The organism is Janthinobacterium algoris, assembly GCF_051380935.1.
Taxonomy (GTDB): Bacteria; Pseudomonadota; Gammaproteobacteria; order Burkholderiales; family Burkholderiaceae_D; genus Janthinobacterium.
Genome location: NZ_JBNYXZ010000003.1, coordinates 268,701 through 286,241, shown reverse-complemented (window position 1 = coordinate 286,241; position 17,541 = coordinate 268,701). Strand labels below are relative to the sequence as shown.

Below are 17,541 nucleotides of genomic sequence, written 5' to 3'. Positions count from 1 at the left end.
TTGAATAGAACTGGGCGGCTTTTTCATGTGCGTTCGCGCCGCGCGCTACAGCTTGAATGCGCCGATGATCTGTTCAAGCTTGCCGGTCTGCTCCTGCATCGAATGGGCTGCCGCCGCTGCCTGCTCCACCAGCGCGGCATTTTGCTGGGTGTTGTCGTCGAGCTGGACGATGGCCTGGTTGACTTGGCCGATGCCCGTTTCCTGCTCCTGGCTGGCCAGCAGGATCTCACCGATGATGTTGGCGACCTTATCGGTGCCGGCGACGATCTCGTGCATGGTGGCGCCAGCCTGGTCGACCAGCTTGGTGCCGGCGTCAACGTTGTGCACCGATTCGACGATCAGCGCGCCGATTTCCTTGGCCGCCGTGGCCGAGCGGTGCGCCAGGTTGCGCACCTCGGATGCCACCACGGCAAAGCCGCGGCCTTGTTCGCCGGCCCGGGCCGCCTCGACGGCCGCGTTCAACGCCAGGATATTGGTCTGGAACGCGATCCCGTCGATGACGCTGATAATGTCGGCGATTTTCTTCGATGAACGTTCAATCGCGCCCATCGTCTCAACCACCTGCGTCACCACCACGCCGCCCCGCGCCGCCACCTTCGAGGCGTCCAGCGCCAGCCGGTTGGCCTCCTGGCCGCTGCTGACGTTCTGCCTGACGGTGCCGGTCAACTCCTCCATCGACGCGGCGGTCTGCTCGAGCGCGCTGGCCTGGCTTTCGGTGCGGGCCGACAGATCCTGGTTGCCGCTGGCGATTTCACGCGAGGCCAGCGCGATGGAGCCAGTGCTGCGGCCGATTTCGCGCATCATCTGCTGCAGCCGTTCGATGAAGGCGTTGAAGCTGCCGGCCACATCGTTGAACTCGCTGCCGCCGCCGCCCGGCAGGCGCCGCGTCAGGTCCGCGTCGCCGGCCGACAGGGCGTCGATATTGCTCTTAAGAACACCCAGGCGCCCCATGAACAGGCGGATGATGCCGATGAACATGGCCAGCAGCAGCAAGGCGATGGGGATCTGCACCATGCCCAGCTTGCCCAGGATGCGATCGCTTTGCTCGGTCAGCTGGCTGGTCGGCAAACCGGTCGCCAATACCCACGGACTGCCCGGTATCGCCTTCAGGAACAAGGTGTGAGGCGTGCCGTCGCTGCGATATTCCGATTCCGCCACGCCCTGCGCGTCCAACTTGGGCAGCAGGCGGCCGATTTCCGCCACCATCGGCGAGCTGGACGCCAGATCCTCGACTTTCTTGAGTACGATTTCGTCCTTGATATAAGTACTGTTGCTGATGATCTTGCCGTCACGCTCGACGATCAGTATCTGGCCGTGGATCGCTGTCTCCATGTCGGCCACCAGGCGGTTGAAGAAACCCAGCGTGACATCGATGGTGGAAACGCCGTACAGCTCGTTATCCTTGTAGATCGGCATGGCGCAGTTGGTGCGCGGCTGCGCACTGGCGTCGTCCTTGTAGGCCTTGGCCCAATCGCAATGCCCCTTGGCCGACTTGAGCCCGCCCAGATACCAGCTCTGCTCGAAGTACTTCAACGACTCCGGCGAATTCCAGTGGGTGTTGACAACCAGTTTGTTGGAAGCGTCGCGGGCATAAAAGGTGCTGAACTTGTCGCGTTCGGGATCGCGCTTTTTCGGCAGCGGCCAGATGCCGCCGCCAAACACATTCGGGTCGGAATACTGGTCGACCAGTCCCGGCAGCAGGACGTCGATTGCCGCACTGTCCATCAGCGCCACCGTCTGGGTGATGCTGCGCTGCTGCGCCTCCACCTGCCGCAACTGCTCGGTAATCCTGGTGGAAATTTTGCTGACATCAAAACCGACCACCATGCCTTCGGTACGTTTCAGATCCGGCGTGACGAAAAAATGGATGACAGCCAAGGTCATGACCAGCAGCACCACAAAAACAAGGCTGAACATGGTGATAAAACGGGCTTGGCTGGTACGGAATATGTCTCTCACAATGTTTCCTTTTTGATGACACACGGGGCGCTACACAGGTTTATGATTGTTTTCATCCAGATATAGGCGCTTCAATCTTCGTTGTCAACGAGCAAGGAAAATCGCCACCGACGCGCGCAACACTTCCCTCATTGTGCTTAGCTTGCTTCCGCGATAGCACGCCCATGTCGGGCGCAAAAAAAGCCGCCCGGCTTGCGCGGGGCGGCTGGCAACTTAGGCCTTGAACAGCAGCCTTACCACATGATGACGCGGTCTTTCGGTGGCAGATACATCTTGTCGCCCGGTTTTACGTCGAAGGCCTGGTAAAAGCCGGGCTGGTTACGCATGGTGCCGTTGGCGCGGAACTGGCCTGGCGAATGCGGGTCCGTTTTCAGCAAGACCAGTTGCTGCGCTTCGCGCATCTTCATGCGCCATACTTGGGCAAAGCCCGCGTAGAAGCGCTGTTCGCCCGTGAAACCGTCGATGACGGGCGCTTTCTTGCCATTCAGCGACAATTTGTACGCTTTGTAGGCGATCGCCACGCCGGAATTGTCGGCGATGTTCTCGCCCAGGGTCAGTTCGCCGTTGACGAAGTGGCCCTTGACGGGGCTAAAGCCGTTGTACTGCGCCACCAACTGCTTGGTCTTCTTGGCGAAATTTTTATGGTCGGCCTTGGTCCACCAGTCGCGCAGATTGCCGTCGCCGTCGTACTGGGCGCCCTGGTCGTCGAAGCCGTGGCTGATTTCATGGCCGATCACGCCGCCGATGGCGCCATAGTTGACGGCGTCGTCCGCGTTGGCGTCGAAGAACGGCGCTTGCAGGATGGCGGCCGGGAAGACGATTTCGTTCAGTTCCGGGTTGTAATAGGCGTTCACGGTCTGCGGCGTCATGCCCCACTCATCGCGGTCGATAGGCTGGCCCAGCTTGTTCAATTCGCGGTTGTAGTTGAGCAGGTGCGAACGCTGGATATTGCCGATCAAATCGTCCTGCGCCACCGTCAGGCCCGAGTAATCGCGCCATTTGTTTGGATAGCCGATCTTGGTAGTGAACTTGGCCAGCTTGATCTGCGCCTGTTTCTTGGTGACGGGGCTCATCCAGTCGAGCTTGTCGATGCTTTGCTGGTAAGCCGTCATCAGGTTTTTTACCAGCGCTTCCATGCGCACCTTACGCTCGGCCGGGAAATATTGCTCCACGTACAGCTGGCCCACGGCTTCGCCCAGCGCGCCTTCGACGGCGCCCACGCCGCGTTTCCAGCGCGGACGCATTTCCGTCACGCCCGTCAGCGTGGTGCCATAGAAGGCGAAGTTTTCATCGACATACGCTTTCGGCAGATAGCCGGCGTTGGCGTGCAGCAAGTGCCATTGGAAATACGCTTTCCACGTTGCCAGCGGCGTCTTGTTGGCGATCTCGGCAAAGCCTTTCAGGTAGCTGGGCTGGCTGACGATCACGTAATTGACCTTGCCGGCGATGCCCGTCTCCTTCAGGTAGCGGGCCCAGTCGTAGCCTGGCGCCACGGTGGCCAGTTTCGCCAACTCCACCTTGTTGTAGGTCTTGACGGGGTCGCGGTTCTGCACATTGCTCCATTGCGCCTTGGCCAGGTCCGTTTCCAGCGCCACAATGGCTTTTGCATTTGCGGCTGCGTTCGCGTCGCCGGCCAAGCTGAGCATTTTTTCCACGTGGGCCAGGTACTTGGCGCGCGTATCGGCCTTGCCCGCTTCCAGGTAGTAATCGCGGTCAGGCAAGCCCAAGCCGCTTTGCACGATGTCGGCCACGTATTTAGTGGAATCCTTGGCGTCCTGATGAATGGCGAAGTCGTAAGGCGAAGTCACACCCAGCTTGCTGAAGTGCGCGATGACGGCAGGCAACTCCGCCTTGTCCTGCAGTGCGGCGATCTTCGCCAACTCCGCGTTCAAGGGCGTCAGGCCCAGGCTTTCCAGCTTGGCTTCATCCATGAAGCTATTGTAGAAATCACCGATTTTCTGCGCATTCGAACCGGCCGCGCGGGCCTTGTCGGCGCTAGCGCCTTCGACGATGCCGCGCAGCTGCGTTTGCGTATCGTCGGCCAGCTTGGCAAAGCTGCCCCAGCTCGACTTGTCGGCAGGAATGACGGTTTCCGCCAGCCATTTGCCATTCAGGTGCTGGAACAAGTCGTCCTGCGCGCGCACGGCGGGATCGACGTATTCGACGGCGATGCCGGATGTCAGCGCCGCAGACGCGACGGCCGTGGCGGTGGCAGTGGCAGTGGCAGGCGCAGCAGCGGCTTTCTTCGACGCATCAGCGGCGCCGGCCATGCCGGACACGCCAGCCAGCAAACTCAGGGTCAATGCACTTAACAAATAACGATTCACGGTTGTCCTCTATATTATATTGTGTGGAATATAAGGGTCAGAAGGCCCAAGGCTTCTGGCCCGGTTTTTGACTGTAGCATACCGGCCGAAACGACAGAAAAAACTTTGTCCGAAATGCAAAAAAGACCACGCAAGTTGGTCTCTTTTGTTGCTACAGCATTACGTTTTCATCAAGACAGGGCTTACCAGATGATCACGCGGTTTTCCGGGGCGACATACATCTTGTCGCCCGGTTTCACGCCAAACGCTTCGTAGAAGCCAGGCTGGTTGACCATGGTGCCATTCGCGCGGTACTGGCCCGGCGAATGGGGATCGGTCTTGATTTGCACGATCTGCTGCGCTTCGCGCATCTTGCTGCGCCACACCTGGCCAAAGCCCATGTAGAAACGCTGGTCACCCGTCAAGCCATCGAGCACGGGGGCCGGCTTGCCGCCCAGCGAGATCTTGTAGGCTTTGTACGCAATCGCCACGCCCGAGTTGTCGGCGATGTTCTCGCCCAGGGTCAGCGCGCCATTGACGTTGTAGCCAGGCAATGGGCTGTAGCCATCGTACTGCTTGGTCAGCGCATCGGCCTTGGCGGCAAAGTTTTTGCGGTCGGCCGGGGTCCACCAGTCGCGCAAGTTGCCGTCGCCATCGGACTGGCTGCCCTTGTCGTCGAAGCCGTGGCTGATTTCATGGCCGATGACGGCGCCGATGGCGCCATAGTTGACGGCGTCATCCGCGTTGGCGTCAAAGAATGGCGGCTGCAAGATGGACGCGGGGAAAACGATTTCATTCATCGTCGAGCTGTAATAGGCGTTCACCGTTTGCGGCGTCATGCCCCACTCTTCGCGGTCGATCGGTTTACCCAGCTTGGCCACCTGGCGCGCCGAAGCGAAGTTCGCTGCGCGCATCATGTTGCCAACCAGGTCGCCCTGGACGATTTGCAGCTTCGTATAATCACGCCATTTGTTCGGATAGGCGATCTTCGGCGTGAACTTGGCCAGCTTGGCTTGCGCTTCTTTCTTGGTGTCAAGGCTCATCCAGTCCAAGGTGTCGATGCTGTCCTTGTAGGCGGCCAGCACGTTTTTCACCAGTTCCTGCATGTGCGCCTTGCGTTCTGCCGGGAAATATTGCGCGACGTACAGTTTACCGACGGCTTCGCCCAACACGACTTCGACGGCGCCCACGCCACGCTTCCAGCGCGGCTGGTTTTCCGTCACGCCGCTGAGCACCGTGCCGTAGAAGGCAAAGCTTTCATCGACGAAGTTTTTCGACAGGTAGCTGGCGTAGCTACGCAGCAACTGCCATTCGAAGTAGGCTTTCAGGGTGTCCAGGTCGGTGGCGGCCAGCACCTTGTTGTAGCCGGCCAGGTAGCTCGGCTGATTGACGATGACATAATCGACCTTATTGGCGATGCCCTGGGCAGCCAGGCCCGCTTTCAAATCGTAGCCGGGGGTCAGGTCGTTCAGCTTGTTAAGCTCGGTCTTGTTATAGCGTTTGACAGGGTCGCGGTTCTCGACCTTGGTCCATTGCACTTCGGCCAAGGCCGTTTCCAGGGCAACGACAGCCTTGGCGCGGGCGGCGGCGTGCTTGTCGCCGGCCATGGCCAGCATTTTTTCCACGTGCGCCTGGTATTTTTCCTTGACGCCCGCCTGCTTGGCTTCCAGGTAGTAGTCGCGGTCTGGCATGCCCAGGCCGCTCTGGCTCAGATACGCGGCATATTTCGTCGAGGCACGCGCATCCTGGCCCACATAGACGGTGTACGGGGTCGACACACCCGTCTGGCTCAGGTGGGCGATCAGGGCGGGCAGGCCCTTCTTGTCGCGCAGCGAGCGGATGCGGTTCAGTTCGCCGGCCAGCGGCTTCGTGCCCAGCGCATCGAGCTTGGCTTCATCCATGTAACTGGCGTACATGTCGCTGATTTTCTGCGCTTCGGAACCGGCCTTCTTGTGCTTGTCCTGTTGCGTGGACTCGATGATGCCGCGCAACTGTGGCGTGGTGTCATCGCGCAGCTTGGCGAACGAACCCCAGCTCGACTTGTCGGCAGGGATCTCGGCCGTGGCCAGCCACTTGCCGTTCAAATGGGTGAAAAAGTCGTCCTGCACTCTGACCGCAGGGTCGATGTACTGCACATCGATGCCGGAAACGACGCCAGCAGCGGCAGGTGCGGTAGGTGCGACGCCGGGCGCCACGCTCGGTGCGGTCACGGAGGATGCGGCGGATACGGGTTCGGCGGCATGGGCAAACGCAGCCAACAGGGTCAGGGTCAGACTGCTCAAGAGATAGCGATTCACGGATTGTCCTTATGGGGCATGTCAAAAAGACCGGGCAGATAGCTGCGGGCGGATAGCCCGCCGCGCCAGGCGCTGCAGGAATGTAGCACGCGACCATGCCGTTTGGCCATCCTTGCCCCCGGACTGTCCCGGGATCGCCGCTCAGTTCGACCAGGCTCAAGGGGCTTTCATTGTCCAGGCCGGCGAGCATGGCGTGGCCTGGAAAAACGCATGGCGCGTTTATCCATACAGATAGAGCAGGTCGTCGATCAGCACCAGCTCCTGTTGCGTGAACTGCATGTTGTTGCACTGCCCGATATCTTCGAGCACACCCCTAATCGGCACTTGCCGTGACGGATCCTGAACGATGTCGGTCAGCAGGTCGACATCAGGATGCCGCCCCTTCAGATACTTTTCAATCAGCGCTGTGAGCGAGACACGTGCCTGCAAATCAGTTAACATTTTTTTATCTGCGGGGAAAGAAGAAGCTCCAGTCTAAATGAGCCTGAGCCCGCGGATAAAAAAAAGCCTGCGTCCGCAGACGCAGGCAAAACCACTTCGGGTCGAGAATGCGAATCCACTATAGGGCCGCCGCACACGCTTTTTTTCGACTCTTACAAATGCTTACTCCCCTCAAGATGAACTATACATCGCATACAAAGCCGCAACATTTGGCAAGCTGAAAGCCCCGTTTTCGCGCGTAGACTGGACCCAGGCACGCTTTTTCCATGGCCGTCCCACGCCGGCAGAGATTCAGGTCTATACTTTCAGGAAAGCGCCGCTCCACGGGGACTGGCGCTTGTGCAAGACACGCTAGCTGCAAAGGTGCAATGATGGGCAAACTCAAAAATACCGGCTTGATCGGCCTGGGCGTGGTGGCCGGCGTCGCCGTGTCGCTGCAATTTTCAGCCATGGCGCAAAAAACCGTCGAGCCGCCCTTGCCGCTGGAAGAGTTGCGCCAGCTGGCCGATGTGTTTGGCCTGATCAAGTCCGATTACGTCGAGCCGGTGGAAGACAAGAAACTGCTGGAAGACGCCATTTCCGGCATGGTCGCCTCGCTCGACCCCCATTCCGCCTACCTGGACAAGAAAGCCTACGCCGAGCTGCGCGAAGGTTCCGAAGGCAAGTTTGTCGGCCTGGGCATTGAAATCGGCCTGAGCGAAGACGGCTACATCAAGATCGTCTCACCCATCGAGGATTCGCCCGCCTACCGCGCCGGCATCAAGGCTGGCGATTTGATTACCCGCCTCGATGGCCAGCCCGTGAAAGGCGTCAGCCTGGACGACAACGTCAAGCGCATGCGCGGCGAACCGGGCACCAAGGTGTCGCTGACCATTGCCCGCAAGGATGAACCGCAGCCGCTGGCCTTCACCATCACGCGCGAGGAAATCCATCAAAAGAGCGTGAAGGCGAAGATGGTCGAGCCGGGCTACGCCTGGCTGCGCGTGTCGCAATTCCAGGAACCGACCGTCGACGACATGGCCGCGCAGATCACGGCCCTGTACCAGCAAGACCCGGACCTCAAGGGCATGGTGCTCGACCTGCGCAACGATCCGGGCGGTGTGCTGCAGGGCGCCATCGGCGTCTCGGCCGCCTTCCTGCCGAAGGACGCGGCCATCGTCTCGACGAATGGCCAGCTGCCCGATTCAAAACAGGTGTTCTACGGCCGCGCCGAATACTATACCTTCCGCTCGGAAAGCGATGCGCTGGCAAAATTGCCGGCAGCCATCAAAAAAGTGCCGCTGGTGGTGCTGGTCAACACAGGCTCGGCCTCGGCCTCGGAAATCGTCGCCGGCGCCCTGCAGGATTACAAGCGCGCCACCATCATCGGCACGCAAACCTTTGGCAAGGGTTCCGTGCAAACCATCCGCCAGCTGACCGCCGACACGGCCGTCAAGCTGACGACGGCCCGCTACTACACGCCGAACGGCCGCTCGATCCAGGCCAAGGGGATCATGCCCGACTTGCTGGTCGATGAAAATGCGGACGGCGACGGCTTGAACGGCTTGCGCATCCGTGAAGCGGACCTCTCCAAGCACCTGAGCAACGACCGCGACCAAGGCAGCGCCAACAACGGTGCCAAGGCCGCCCCCGTCAATGACGAGATGGAAGAGCAATTGCGCATCATCGCCCTGGAAAAAACCCGCAAGCCGCTGGAATTTGGCAGCAAGGATGATTTCCAGCTGCACCAGGCGCTGAACCACCTGAAGGGTTTACCGGTGCAACTGGCCAAAGCCGAACCGGTGGTGGTGCAAGCCGACGTCAAGAAAGAACAGAAGAAGTAAGCAGCAGCGCCGACAGCACAGCGGGGGGGCGCAATGCCCCCCGATCACCGGTCCACGCGACAAAAATCAATCTTCCGCCACACTTCCCCCTCCTCCGCAACACGAAACTCTCTACAGTCGAGTCCGTTTGTGTAAAATTTGCTTCACTTATCGGCAGCGCGCCGATTGCCAAATTTGAAAGTTTAACCATGAAACAAGTCGTCATCAGCGGCACCGGACTGTACACGCCGCCATTTTCGATCTCCAACGAAGAACTGGTCACCTGCTTCAATGCCTACGCAGAAAAATTCAATGCCGATCATCCCGACGCGATCGCCACGGGCGAGGTGACGGCGCTGGACCTGTCGAGCGTGGCCTTCATCGAAAAGGCATCCGGCATCAAATCGCGCTTCGTGATGGAAAAGGAAGGCATCCTCGATCCGGCCCGCATGGTCTCGCGCATTGCGGAACGGGGCGATGACGAACTGTCCTTGCAGGCGGAAATGGCCGTGGCAGCCGCGCGCGATGCGCTGGCCCGCGCCGGCCGCACGCCGGCCGACATCGACATGGTGCTGGTCGCTTGCAGCAATATGCAGCGTGCCTACCCGGCCATGGCGGTGGAAGTGCAGGATGCGCTGGGCATCGACGGTTATGGTTTTGACATGAACGTGGCGTGTTCGTCCGCCACCTTTGGCATACAGCAAGCCGTCGCCGCCGTGCAAAGCGGCCAGGCGCGCGCCGTGCTGGTCTTGAATCCTGAAATCACCAGCGGCCACCTGAACTGGCGCGACCGCGACAGCCATTTTATTTTCGGCGACGCCTGCACCGCCATCATCGTCGAAGCGAAAGACACGGCCGTCTCTACGCACCAGTTCGAGATCATCGCTACGGAACTCAAGACGCGCTTCTCGAACGCCATCCGCAACAATTTCGGCTTCCTCAACCGTTTTGATGAATCCGGCGTGGGCAAGGCCGATAAACTGTTCCGCCAGCAAGGCCGCAAGGTCTTCAAGGAAGTGTGCCCGATGGCGGCCGAGATGATCAAGGCAACCCTGGCCAAGGCCGGCGTGGAAGTGGCGCAAGTGAGCCGCTACTGGCTGCACCAGGCCAACTTGAACATGAACTTGCTGATCGCGCGCCTGATCCTCGGCCGCGACGCGGAAGCCAACGAGGCGCCCGTGATCCTCGACACCTACGCCAACACCTCGTCGGCCGGTTCCATCATCGCCTTCCATACCTATCAGGATGACATGGCGGCGGGCAGCCTGGGCGTCATCTGCTCGTTTGGCGCCGGCTACTCCATCGGCTGCGTGGTTGTGCGCAAGGTGTAAGCGCCTGGGGGAGATGCGCCTGATTGCTTGAATTAGGCGCAGATGCGGGTGGATGGCATGCGTTCGTAGCCACCTGGACGAAGATATAGCGCAAATTTTTTGTAAAAAAAGCGGCAGGAACATTCCGGCCGCAGCTTTGTTGCGTTTATACTCAATCGCTGCACACCCTCTTTTTCCATCCGCACGTCCCCATAAGGAACCCACCACGCATGCCCCATGACATCAGTCTGATCACCACCATCGCCGCCGCCCTCGGGTTCGGCCTCATCTTCGGCTTCCTCGCCGCGCGCCTGAAACTGCCGGCATTGGTCGGCTATCTGGCTGCCGGTATCATCATCGGACCGGCCACGCCCGGTTTTGTGGCGGATGCGGAAATCGCCGGGCAATTGGCGGAAATCGGGGTGATGCTGATGATGTTTGGTGTCGGCCTGCACTTTTCCATCGAAGATTTGTGGGACGTGCGCAAGATCGCGCTGCCCGGCGCCATCCTGCAGATCGGCGTCGCCACGGCGATGGGCATGGGCCTGGCCCATTGGTGGGGCTGGACTCTCGGTGGCGGACTGATCTTTGGCCTGGCCCTGTCCGTGGCCAGTACCGTGGTGCTGCTGCGCGCGCTGGAAGAACGGGGCATCCTCGACTCTCTCAACGGGCGCATCGCCGTCGGCTGGCTGGTGGTGGAAGACCTGGTCACCGTGCTGGTCCTCGTGCTGCTGCCGGCGTTTGCCGGTGTGCTGGGTGGAAAAGTTGCGCCGGATGCCGAGGCCGTCAGCCTGTGGCAAACCCTGGCCGTGACCCTGGGGCAAGTGGCCGGCTTCATCATCTTCATGCTGGTGGTGGGCCGCAAGTTGTTCCCGTGGATTTTGTGGCAAGTGGCGCGCACCGGTTCGCGTGAACTATTTACCTTGTGCGTGATCGCCGCCGCCGTCGGCATCGCCTACGCTTCGACCAAGCTGTTCGGCGTGTCGTTTGCGCTGGGCGCCTTCTTCGCCGGCATGGTGCTGCGCGAGTCCGAACTCAGTCACCGCGCCGCGGAAGAGTCGCTGCCCCTGCGCGACGCGTTTGCCGTGCTGTTCTTTGTTTCCGTCGGCATGCTGTTCGAGCCGAATATCCTCATCGACAAGCCGCTGCAAGTGCTGGCCGTGTGCGCCATCATTATCTTCGGCAAGTCGATCGCCGCCTTCTTGCTGGTGATGGCCCTGCGCTATCCGCCGAAAACGGCCATCATCGTTTCGGCCAGCCTGGCGCAGATCGGTGAGTTCTCATTCATCCTGGCCGCCCTGGGCCTGTCGCTGGGCCTGATGCCGCAGGAAGGGCAAAGCCTGATCCTGGCCGGCGCCATCCTGTCCATCGCCCTCAACCCGCTGGTGTTCAGCCTGGCCAAGCCGCTGCTGCGCGTGATCGGCAACAGCGATTTCGCGCGCAAGTTCGAACGCACCACCGATCCGCTGGCCGAGCTGCCGATGACGGTGCCACAGGAAAAGCTGTCAGGTCAAATCGTGCTGGTGGGCTATGGCCGTGTGGGCCGGCGCATCGCCGCCGCCCTGATGGAGCGGGGCATTCATTTTGTCGTGGCCGAGGAAAACCGCGAAATCGTCGACCAGCTGCGCAAGCAGGGCATCCCGGCCGTGGCCGGCAATGCGGGCGAACCGGCCGTGCTGATCCAGGCGCACATCACGCACGCCACCATGCTCGTCATCGCCACGCCGGACACCTTCCACGTGCGCGCCATGATAGCGACGGCGCGCGCGCTGAACCCCGCCATCCTGACGGTGGTGCGCACGCACAGCGAGGAAGAGGCGGAATTGCTGCGCGCGGAAAACGCGGGCAAAGTCTTCATTGGCGAGCACGAACTGGCCAATGGCATGGCCGAGCACGTGCTGCAAAGTTTTGAGACGGTGAAAAAGGGCCACGGCGCGCATTAAGCGAGCGCCAACGCCCTTTCCGTCCAGCAAGCCTGCCCGCTACCCAGCCGGCAGGCTTTCTTTTTACAGGCTGGCGGCCAGCTCCGCGCCTTCCCGTATGGCCCGCTTGGCATCGAGTTCCGCCGCCAGCGCGGCGCCGCCGATTTTGTGGAAACGCGGGCCGCCCGCCTGTAAGGGCTTGCCATCCTTGTCGACGGGCGGCATGAGTTCCGTCAAGCTGTCCTGGCCCGCGCAGATGACCACGTTGTCCACCGCCAGCAGGCGCTGCTCGCCGCCCACGGTGATATGCAAGCCCTGCCCGTCGATCTTGTCGTAGGTCACGCCGGCCAGCATGGCCACGCCATTGCGCGCCAAGGCCGCGCGATGCACCCAGCCCGAAGTCTTGCCCAGGCCCGCGCCCACTTTCGAGGTCTTGCGCTGCAACAGGAAAATCTGCCGCACGGGCACAGGCGCCACGGGCGACACCAGGCCGCCGCCCGTGGCCGCGTTCAAGTCCACGCCCCACTCGCCCGCCCAGGTCGCCACGGGTTGCGGCAGCGGGTGCGCCGGGTCGTGCAGCAAATACTCGCCCACGTCGAAGCCAATGCCGCCAGCGCCGATGATGGCCACGCGCGCGCCGACAGGCTTCTTGGCTTGCAGCACGTCCAGATACGACAGCACTTTCGGATGCTCGATACCGGGAATGGCCGGCAGGCGCACCTTGATGCCGGTAGCGATGATGACGTCGTCATAGCCGCCGGCCAGCAATTGCTCACGCGTGACGCGCTGGCCCAGGCGCAGCTGGATATTCGACAAGGCGATACGGCGCGCAAAATAGCGGATGGTTTCCGTAAATTCTTCCTTGCCGGGTATCTGCATGGCCACCTTGAACTGGCCGCCGACGCTGTCGCTGCTGTCGAACAGGGTTACCTCGTGCCCGCATTCGGCGGCCACGGTGGCGGCCGACAGGCCGGCCGGCCCGGCGCCGACGACAGCTACCTTGCGCGCCACGGCTTTTTTCGCGTACACAAGTTCCGTTTCATGGCAGGCGCGCGGGTTGACCAGGCAGCTGGCGCGCTTGTTGGCAAAGGTGTGGTCCAGGCACGCCTGGTTGCAGCCGATGCAGGTATTGATCTCGTCGGCACGGCCCGAGGCCGCCTTGGCGACAAAAAACGGGTCGGCCAGGAAGGGGCGCGCCATCGACACCAGGTCGCAGTCGCCCCGCTCCAGGATGGCGTTGGCTTCATGCGGCATGTTGATGCGGTTCGACGCCACCACGGGAATGCTCACTTCGCGGCGCAAACGTCCCGCCACGCTGGCAAACGCGGCGCGCGGCACCGAGGTGACGATGGTCGGCACGCGCGCTTCATGCCAGCCGAAGCCCGTATTGAGTATCGTCACCCCCGCCTGTTCCAGCGCCCTGGCCACCGTCACCACGTCGTCCCAGGTATTGCCGCCTTCGACCAGGTCAAGCAGCGAGTGGCGGTACATGATGATGAAGTTGGGACCGACGGCGGCGCGGATGCGGCGCACGATTTCCACGGGCAGGCGCATGCGGTTCTCGATCGTGCCGCCCCAGCGGTCCTGGCGCAGGTTGGTGCGCGCGCACAGGAACTGGTTCAACAGGTAGCCTTCGCTGCCCATCACCTCGATGCCGTCGTAGCCCGCCTTTTGCGCCAGGCGTGCGCAACGCACGTAGTCGCAGATGGTGCGCTCGATGCCCCGTTCGCTCAAAGGACGGGGGCGGAATGGCGAAATCGGCGACTTTTTTGCCGACGCCGAGACGACGAAGGGCTGGTAGCCGTAGCGGCCCGCATGCAGGATCTGCATGACGATCTTGCCGCCCTCCTCGTGCACGGCGCGCGTCACTTTGCGGTGGTTCGGTACGTCGCCGAGGAAATTCAAGGTACCGCCGAACGGCAGCAGCCAACCCTGGCGGTTCGGCGAGATGCCGCCCGTGACGATCAGCCCCACGCCGCCCCGCGCCCGCTCGCGGTAAAACGCGGCCAGCTTGCCATAATGATAAAACCGGTCTTCCAGGCCCGTGTGCATGGACCCCATGATGACGCGGTTGCGCAAGGTGGTGAAGCCCAGGTCGAGCGGGGCCAGCAAATGGGGATAGGCAGTCATGGTCGGTCCGATAGAAGATGGTATGCAGGCCGTACGGTAACAAGCATTGCTGGCCGCCGCAGCGTATTTCTCTAGACCGGGAGTTCTAAATCGCCCGGCGCACTCGCCGGCGATGGGTACAGCTTGTGCAGGGCGCAAGTTTCCCGTAGGCTAGGTAGCATGACGCGCCTCTTCCTCTGCCTGCTGATGCTGTGCACCGTTGCCACCCCGGCGGCGGCACAAGCGCAGATGCAGGCGCTGCGCCTGGACAAGCTGAAGGTCGACGTCAAGCGCATCGAGGTCGACGGGCGGCGCATGTATGAAGTCGATGCCAGCGGCAGCGTGCAGGCGCCGCCGGCGTCCGTCTGGAAGACGCTGACCACCTACGAGCGCATGCATGAATTCGTGCCCGACCTCAGTTCCTGCCGCGTGCTGTCGCGCAATGGCAATGAAGTCATCATCGAGCAGCAAGGCATGGCGCGCTTCCTGTTCATGAACCACGCCATCCACCTGGTGGTGCGGGCCACGGAAACGCCGTTCACGGCCATCGACATCGCCCTGATCTCCGGCGACATGCGGCATTATGAAGCGCGCTGGAATTTGTATCCCATCCCCGAGACGGGCGGCACGCGCATCGTCTTTTCCAGTCGGCTGGTGCCGGGCTTCTATGTGCCCGGCATGCTGGGCACGACCATGATACGCGGCGATATCGAGCGCATGATGGCGGCCGTGCTGGCCCGCATCGACAGCCAGCATGCCGATAAATCCTGACAAATCAGGCTAAATACGTATCGCGGTCGCGCAGCTCCGCGAAATTTTCCAGGCTGCCCAGTTTCACCGTGACGGGGTTCAGGCTGGCCTGCGGCTGCATCGAGCGCCAGGCGAACAGCCATTCCTGCTCGGCCGCTTCAGTGCGCGTCTTGGTGAAAGTAGCGCCCAGGGCGGCGCGCTGGCCGTATTCGACGACGCCATCGATGCCGGCCCAGCTGGGCAAGGTACGCTGCACGGCGCGGTGCAGGCGTTCGCCGAATTCTTCCGTGTTATGGATGATCAGGCAGCTGTCAGCCGGGGCGAACAGGTCGAACAGTTGCTTGTCCCACACTTGCGAAAAGCTGAGGGTCAGGCAATTGCCCGCCGGCACCAGGCGGAACTGGCCCAGGCTCAGGGCCAATTCGAGCTCGCTGCGCTGGCCGTAGCGGTGCAGGGTGGGGGGGCGTTTGTAATCGTGCATGCTGGACTCGTTCTTAATATGGAAGGTAAAACCGGCGCGGCCCGCCTAGCGGGGCGGGCGGATATGGCGCCGGATGCGCTGGGCGGTGGCGGCCAGGTAAATCTCGCGCAGCAGATAGGTGAAGCAACCGATCAGGCAGATCACGGCCAGCACGAAGAATACGGCGATGTATTTATCCAGCGTCAGGTTCATAATATCGCCCAGAAACAGCATGGCGATGATGATGCAGACAAAGAACCCGCAAGCCGTGCTCAGGGAGATCGAATAATTGATCAGATGGGTACGCGTATAGAGCGTATCTAACTCATCCATGTAGAAATCGTTGTAGCCGATGTCGAGCCGGTCTTCCAGCACGCGCGTGCGGTCGATGATGCGCCCCAGGCGGTTGGTCAGCACGACCAGCATGGTGCCAATACCTGTCAGCAGGAAGACCGGCGCAATCGCCAGCTGGATGATATGGCCGATATCGCCGATCTGTATGTTCATGGGTAAAAAAAGGTAAGGTCGCACTGCCGCCCGCGGAAGGCGGCGGCACAGGCGCTAGTGTAGCAGGTGGCGCACGCCGGCTGGCCGCTTTGCCAACCGGCATGGTTGAACGTCATGCGAAGCCGCGTCCCGGCACGAAACGCTCGGTGGCGTTCACCAGCGCCGAAGCGATGCCATGCTCGAGCGCGCCATGGCCCGCGTCCGGGATCATGTTCAGCTGCGCGCCGGGCCAGGCTTGCTGCAAGCGGTAAGCCGACAGGGGCGGGCAGATGGCGTCGTAACGTCCCTGCACGATGACGGCCGGCAAATGCGCGATGCGCCCCATGTTGCGGATCAGCTGGTCTTCCTCGAAGAAACCGAGATTCGCCATGTAATGCGATTCGAGCCGGCCCACGCCCAGGTCCAGCGCATCGTTCGGCGCATCTTCCGGTTGCGGCATCAGGTACACGCGGCGGCCCTCGAAGCGGCTCCAGGCGCGCGCGGCGGGCCAGTACACGGCGGGGTCGCTGCTGAGGATGCGTTTTACGTAGGCGGCCAGCAAGTCGCCGCGTTCTTCCAGCGGGATGGGCGCAGCGAATTCCGCGTACAGTTCCGGATAAAACCAGCGCACGCCTTCGATGAACCAGTCGATTTCCGCCTGCGTGCAGAGGAAAATGCCACGCAGCACGAAACCGAGGCAAGCTTCGGGATGTGCCTGGCCATACGCCAGCGCCAGGGTCGAACCCCAGGAACCGCCAAACACCAGCCATTGGGCAATGCCGAACTGGGCGCGCAGCACTTCGATATCGTCGATCAGCAGCTGCGTCGTGTTGTTGCGCCATTCGCCCAGCGGCGTAGACTTGCCCGCGCCGCGCTGGTCGAACAGGATCACGCGGTAGCGCTGCGGATCGAAGAAGCGACGGTGTTGCGGCGACAGGCCCGCGCCGGGGCCGCCATGCAGGAATAGCACGGGAATGCCATCGGGATTGCCGCACTCTTCCCAATAAATGGTGTGGATGTCATCGACCGCCAGCATGCCGTGCCGGTTCGGCGACAGGACGGGAAACAGGGGCGACAGGGAATCGGGCATGGCGGTCCTCGTAGACAGTCTGGAAGCCAGGCAGCGGATGCCTGGCAAAGACCCAATTATAGTGCGATAGTGCGCTCCCGGCGCCTCAGGCCAGCGGCAAGGGCAGGCGGTTCGACGACTTGATTTCGCGCATCGACAGGCTGGACTGGATTTCCGCCACGCCGGGCAGGCGACGCAGCACGGTCGAAACGAATTCGCCATACGCTTCCAGGTCGCGCGCCACTACTTGCAGGAAATAGTCGGCTTCGCCCGCCACATTGTGGCACGACAATATCTCGGGAATCGTGGCGATGGCTTGCTCGAACTGTGAGGGCTGCTCGCCGCCATGGTTGGCAAACACGACCCGTACAAACGCCACCAGGCCGATGCCCAGCTTCTTGCGGTTGAGCAAAGCTTGGTAGCCGGTGATAAAACCTTCCTCTTCCAGGCGGCGCAAGCGGCGCCAGACGGGGGTTTCGCTGAGCTTCAAGCGCTCGGCCAGGCGCGCATTCGACAGTCGTCCTTCATCCTGCAACAGCCTGAGAATCTGCAAATCGGTGGCATCGAGGCTAACTTCTGAAATTTTCATCTATTTTTTGTTTTTATAGGAGTGGAATCTACCCAAATACT

13 protein-coding genes are annotated in these 17,541 nt (G+C 61.5%); 4 read left to right on the top strand and 9 right to left on the bottom strand.

Annotation, left to right across the window (positions count from 1 at the left end):
- Positions 1 to 45 precede the first annotated feature (45 nt).
- From ACQ4W7_RS06250 to ACQ4W7_RS06235, 4 genes are all read right to left on the bottom strand, one after another.
- Entirely contained in the window at positions 46 to 1,959 is a 1,914-nt protein-coding gene (locus ACQ4W7_RS06250; RefSeq protein ID WP_426073520.1) for a methyl-accepting chemotaxis protein, read from the bottom strand.
- Positions 1,960 to 2,192: 233 nt separating this feature from the next.
- Entirely contained in the window at positions 2,193 to 4,286 is a 2,094-nt protein-coding gene (locus ACQ4W7_RS06245; protein WP_436529197.1) for a M13 family metallopeptidase, read from the bottom strand.
- Positions 4,287 to 4,468: 182 nt separating this feature from the next.
- Positions 4,469 to 6,562, bottom strand: coding sequence for a M13 family metallopeptidase (locus ACQ4W7_RS06240; RefSeq protein ID WP_426073522.1), 2,094 nt, complete (start codon positions 6,560 to 6,562; stop codon positions 4,469 to 4,471).
- A gap of 219 nt (positions 6,563 to 6,781) precedes the next feature.
- A complete protein-coding gene (locus ACQ4W7_RS06235; RefSeq protein WP_436529194.1) occupies positions 6,782 to 7,003 on the bottom strand; it encodes a hypothetical protein in 222 nt (73 codons plus the stop codon).
- A 368-nt stretch (positions 7,004 to 7,371) separates the two neighbouring features.
- On the opposite strand from ACQ4W7_RS06235, the gene ACQ4W7_RS06230 reads away from it, so the two are divergent.
- The 3 genes from ACQ4W7_RS06230 (at position 7,372) to ACQ4W7_RS06220 (ending at position 12,058) form a co-directional block, all read left to right on the top strand.
- Positions 7,372 to 8,826, top strand: a complete 1,455-nt coding sequence (locus ACQ4W7_RS06230; RefSeq protein WP_436529192.1) for a S41 family peptidase — start codon at positions 7,372 to 7,374, stop codon at positions 8,824 to 8,826.
- A gap of 188 nt (positions 8,827 to 9,014) precedes the next feature.
- On the top strand, positions 9,015 to 10,136 hold the full coding sequence (locus ACQ4W7_RS06225) for a beta-ketoacyl-ACP synthase III (protein WP_436529190.1): 1,122 nt from the start codon (positions 9,015 to 9,017) through the stop codon (positions 10,134 to 10,136).
- A gap of 209 nt (positions 10,137 to 10,345) precedes the next feature.
- Positions 10,346 to 12,058: a cation:proton antiporter domain-containing protein gene (locus tag ACQ4W7_RS06220; RefSeq protein ID WP_426073526.1), complete on the top strand. Its 1,713-nt coding sequence runs from the start codon at positions 10,346 to 10,348 to the stop codon at positions 12,056 to 12,058.
- Between the two features lie 63 nt (positions 12,059 to 12,121).
- Here the strand turns inward: ACQ4W7_RS06220 and ACQ4W7_RS06215 are convergent, their stop codons facing one another.
- On the bottom strand, positions 12,122 to 14,167 hold the full coding sequence (locus ACQ4W7_RS06215) for a 2,4-dienoyl-CoA reductase FMN-binding domain-containing protein (protein WP_436529188.1): 2,046 nt from the start codon (positions 14,165 to 14,167) through the stop codon (positions 12,122 to 12,124).
- Between the two features lie 159 nt (positions 14,168 to 14,326).
- Between ACQ4W7_RS06215 and ACQ4W7_RS06210 the strand changes: the two genes are divergently transcribed.
- Complete coding sequence (locus tag ACQ4W7_RS06210; protein ID WP_436529186.1) at positions 14,327 to 14,917, top strand: SRPBCC family protein; 591 nt, start codon at positions 14,327 to 14,329, stop codon at positions 14,915 to 14,917.
- A 4-nt stretch (positions 14,918 to 14,921) separates the two neighbouring features.
- On the opposite strand, the gene ACQ4W7_RS06205 is transcribed toward ACQ4W7_RS06210, so the two are convergent.
- The 4 genes from ACQ4W7_RS06205 to ACQ4W7_RS06190 all read right to left on the bottom strand — a co-directional run bounded on the left by ACQ4W7_RS06205 (position 14,922) and on the right by ACQ4W7_RS06190 (position 17,500).
- Entirely contained in the window at positions 14,922 to 15,377 is a 456-nt protein-coding gene (locus ACQ4W7_RS06205) for a hypothetical protein (protein WP_426073529.1), read from the bottom strand.
- 45 nt (positions 15,378 to 15,422) lie between these two features.
- Positions 15,423 to 15,863 (bottom strand): DUF2721 domain-containing protein, encoded by a 441-nt coding sequence (locus ACQ4W7_RS06200; RefSeq protein WP_071079926.1) that lies wholly within the window; start codon positions 15,861 to 15,863, stop codon positions 15,423 to 15,425.
- 112 nt (positions 15,864 to 15,975) lie between these two features.
- Entirely contained in the window at positions 15,976 to 16,932 is a 957-nt protein-coding gene (pip, locus tag ACQ4W7_RS06195; protein ID WP_436529184.1) for a prolyl aminopeptidase, read from the bottom strand.
- Between the two features lie 85 nt (positions 16,933 to 17,017).
- Positions 17,018 to 17,500, bottom strand: a complete 483-nt coding sequence (locus ACQ4W7_RS06190) for an Lrp/AsnC family transcriptional regulator (RefSeq protein ID WP_010393611.1) — start codon at positions 17,498 to 17,500, stop codon at positions 17,018 to 17,020.
- Positions 17,501 to 17,541: the final 41 nt, after the last annotated feature.

Excerpts from the sequence above, each read along its gene's own strand:
- ACQ4W7_RS06225 (WP_436529190.1), top strand. The coding sequence starts at position 9,015 with ATGAAACAAGTCGTCATCAGCGGCACCGGACTGTACACGCCGCCATTT.
- ACQ4W7_RS06200 (WP_071079926.1), bottom strand. The coding sequence starts at position 15,863 with ATGAACATACAGATCGGCGATATCGGCCATATCATCCAGCTGGCGATT.
- pip (WP_436529184.1), bottom strand. The coding sequence starts at position 16,932 with ATGCCCGATTCCCTGTCGCCCCTGTTTCCCGTCCTGTCGCCGAACCGG.
- ACQ4W7_RS06210 (WP_436529186.1), top strand. The coding sequence starts at position 14,327 with ATGACGCGCCTCTTCCTCTGCCTGCTGATGCTGTGCACCGTTGCCACC.
- ACQ4W7_RS06230 (WP_436529192.1), top strand. The coding sequence starts at position 7,372 with ATGATGGGCAAACTCAAAAATACCGGCTTGATCGGCCTGGGCGTGGTG.
- ACQ4W7_RS06215 (WP_436529188.1), bottom strand. The coding sequence starts at position 14,167 with ATGACTGCCTATCCCCATTTGCTGGCCCCGCTCGACCTGGGCTTCACC.
- ACQ4W7_RS06205 (WP_426073529.1), bottom strand. The coding sequence starts at position 15,377 with ATGCACGATTACAAACGCCCCCCCACCCTGCACCGCTACGGCCAGCGC.
- ACQ4W7_RS06190 (WP_010393611.1), bottom strand. The coding sequence starts at position 17,500 with ATGAAAATTTCAGAAGTTAGCCTCGATGCCACCGATTTGCAGATTCTC.
- ACQ4W7_RS06235 (WP_436529194.1), bottom strand. The coding sequence starts at position 7,003 with ATGTTAACTGATTTGCAGGCACGTGTCTCGCTCACAGCGCTGATTGAA.
- ACQ4W7_RS06220 (WP_426073526.1), top strand. The coding sequence starts at position 10,346 with ATGCCCCATGACATCAGTCTGATCACCACCATCGCCGCCGCCCTCGGG.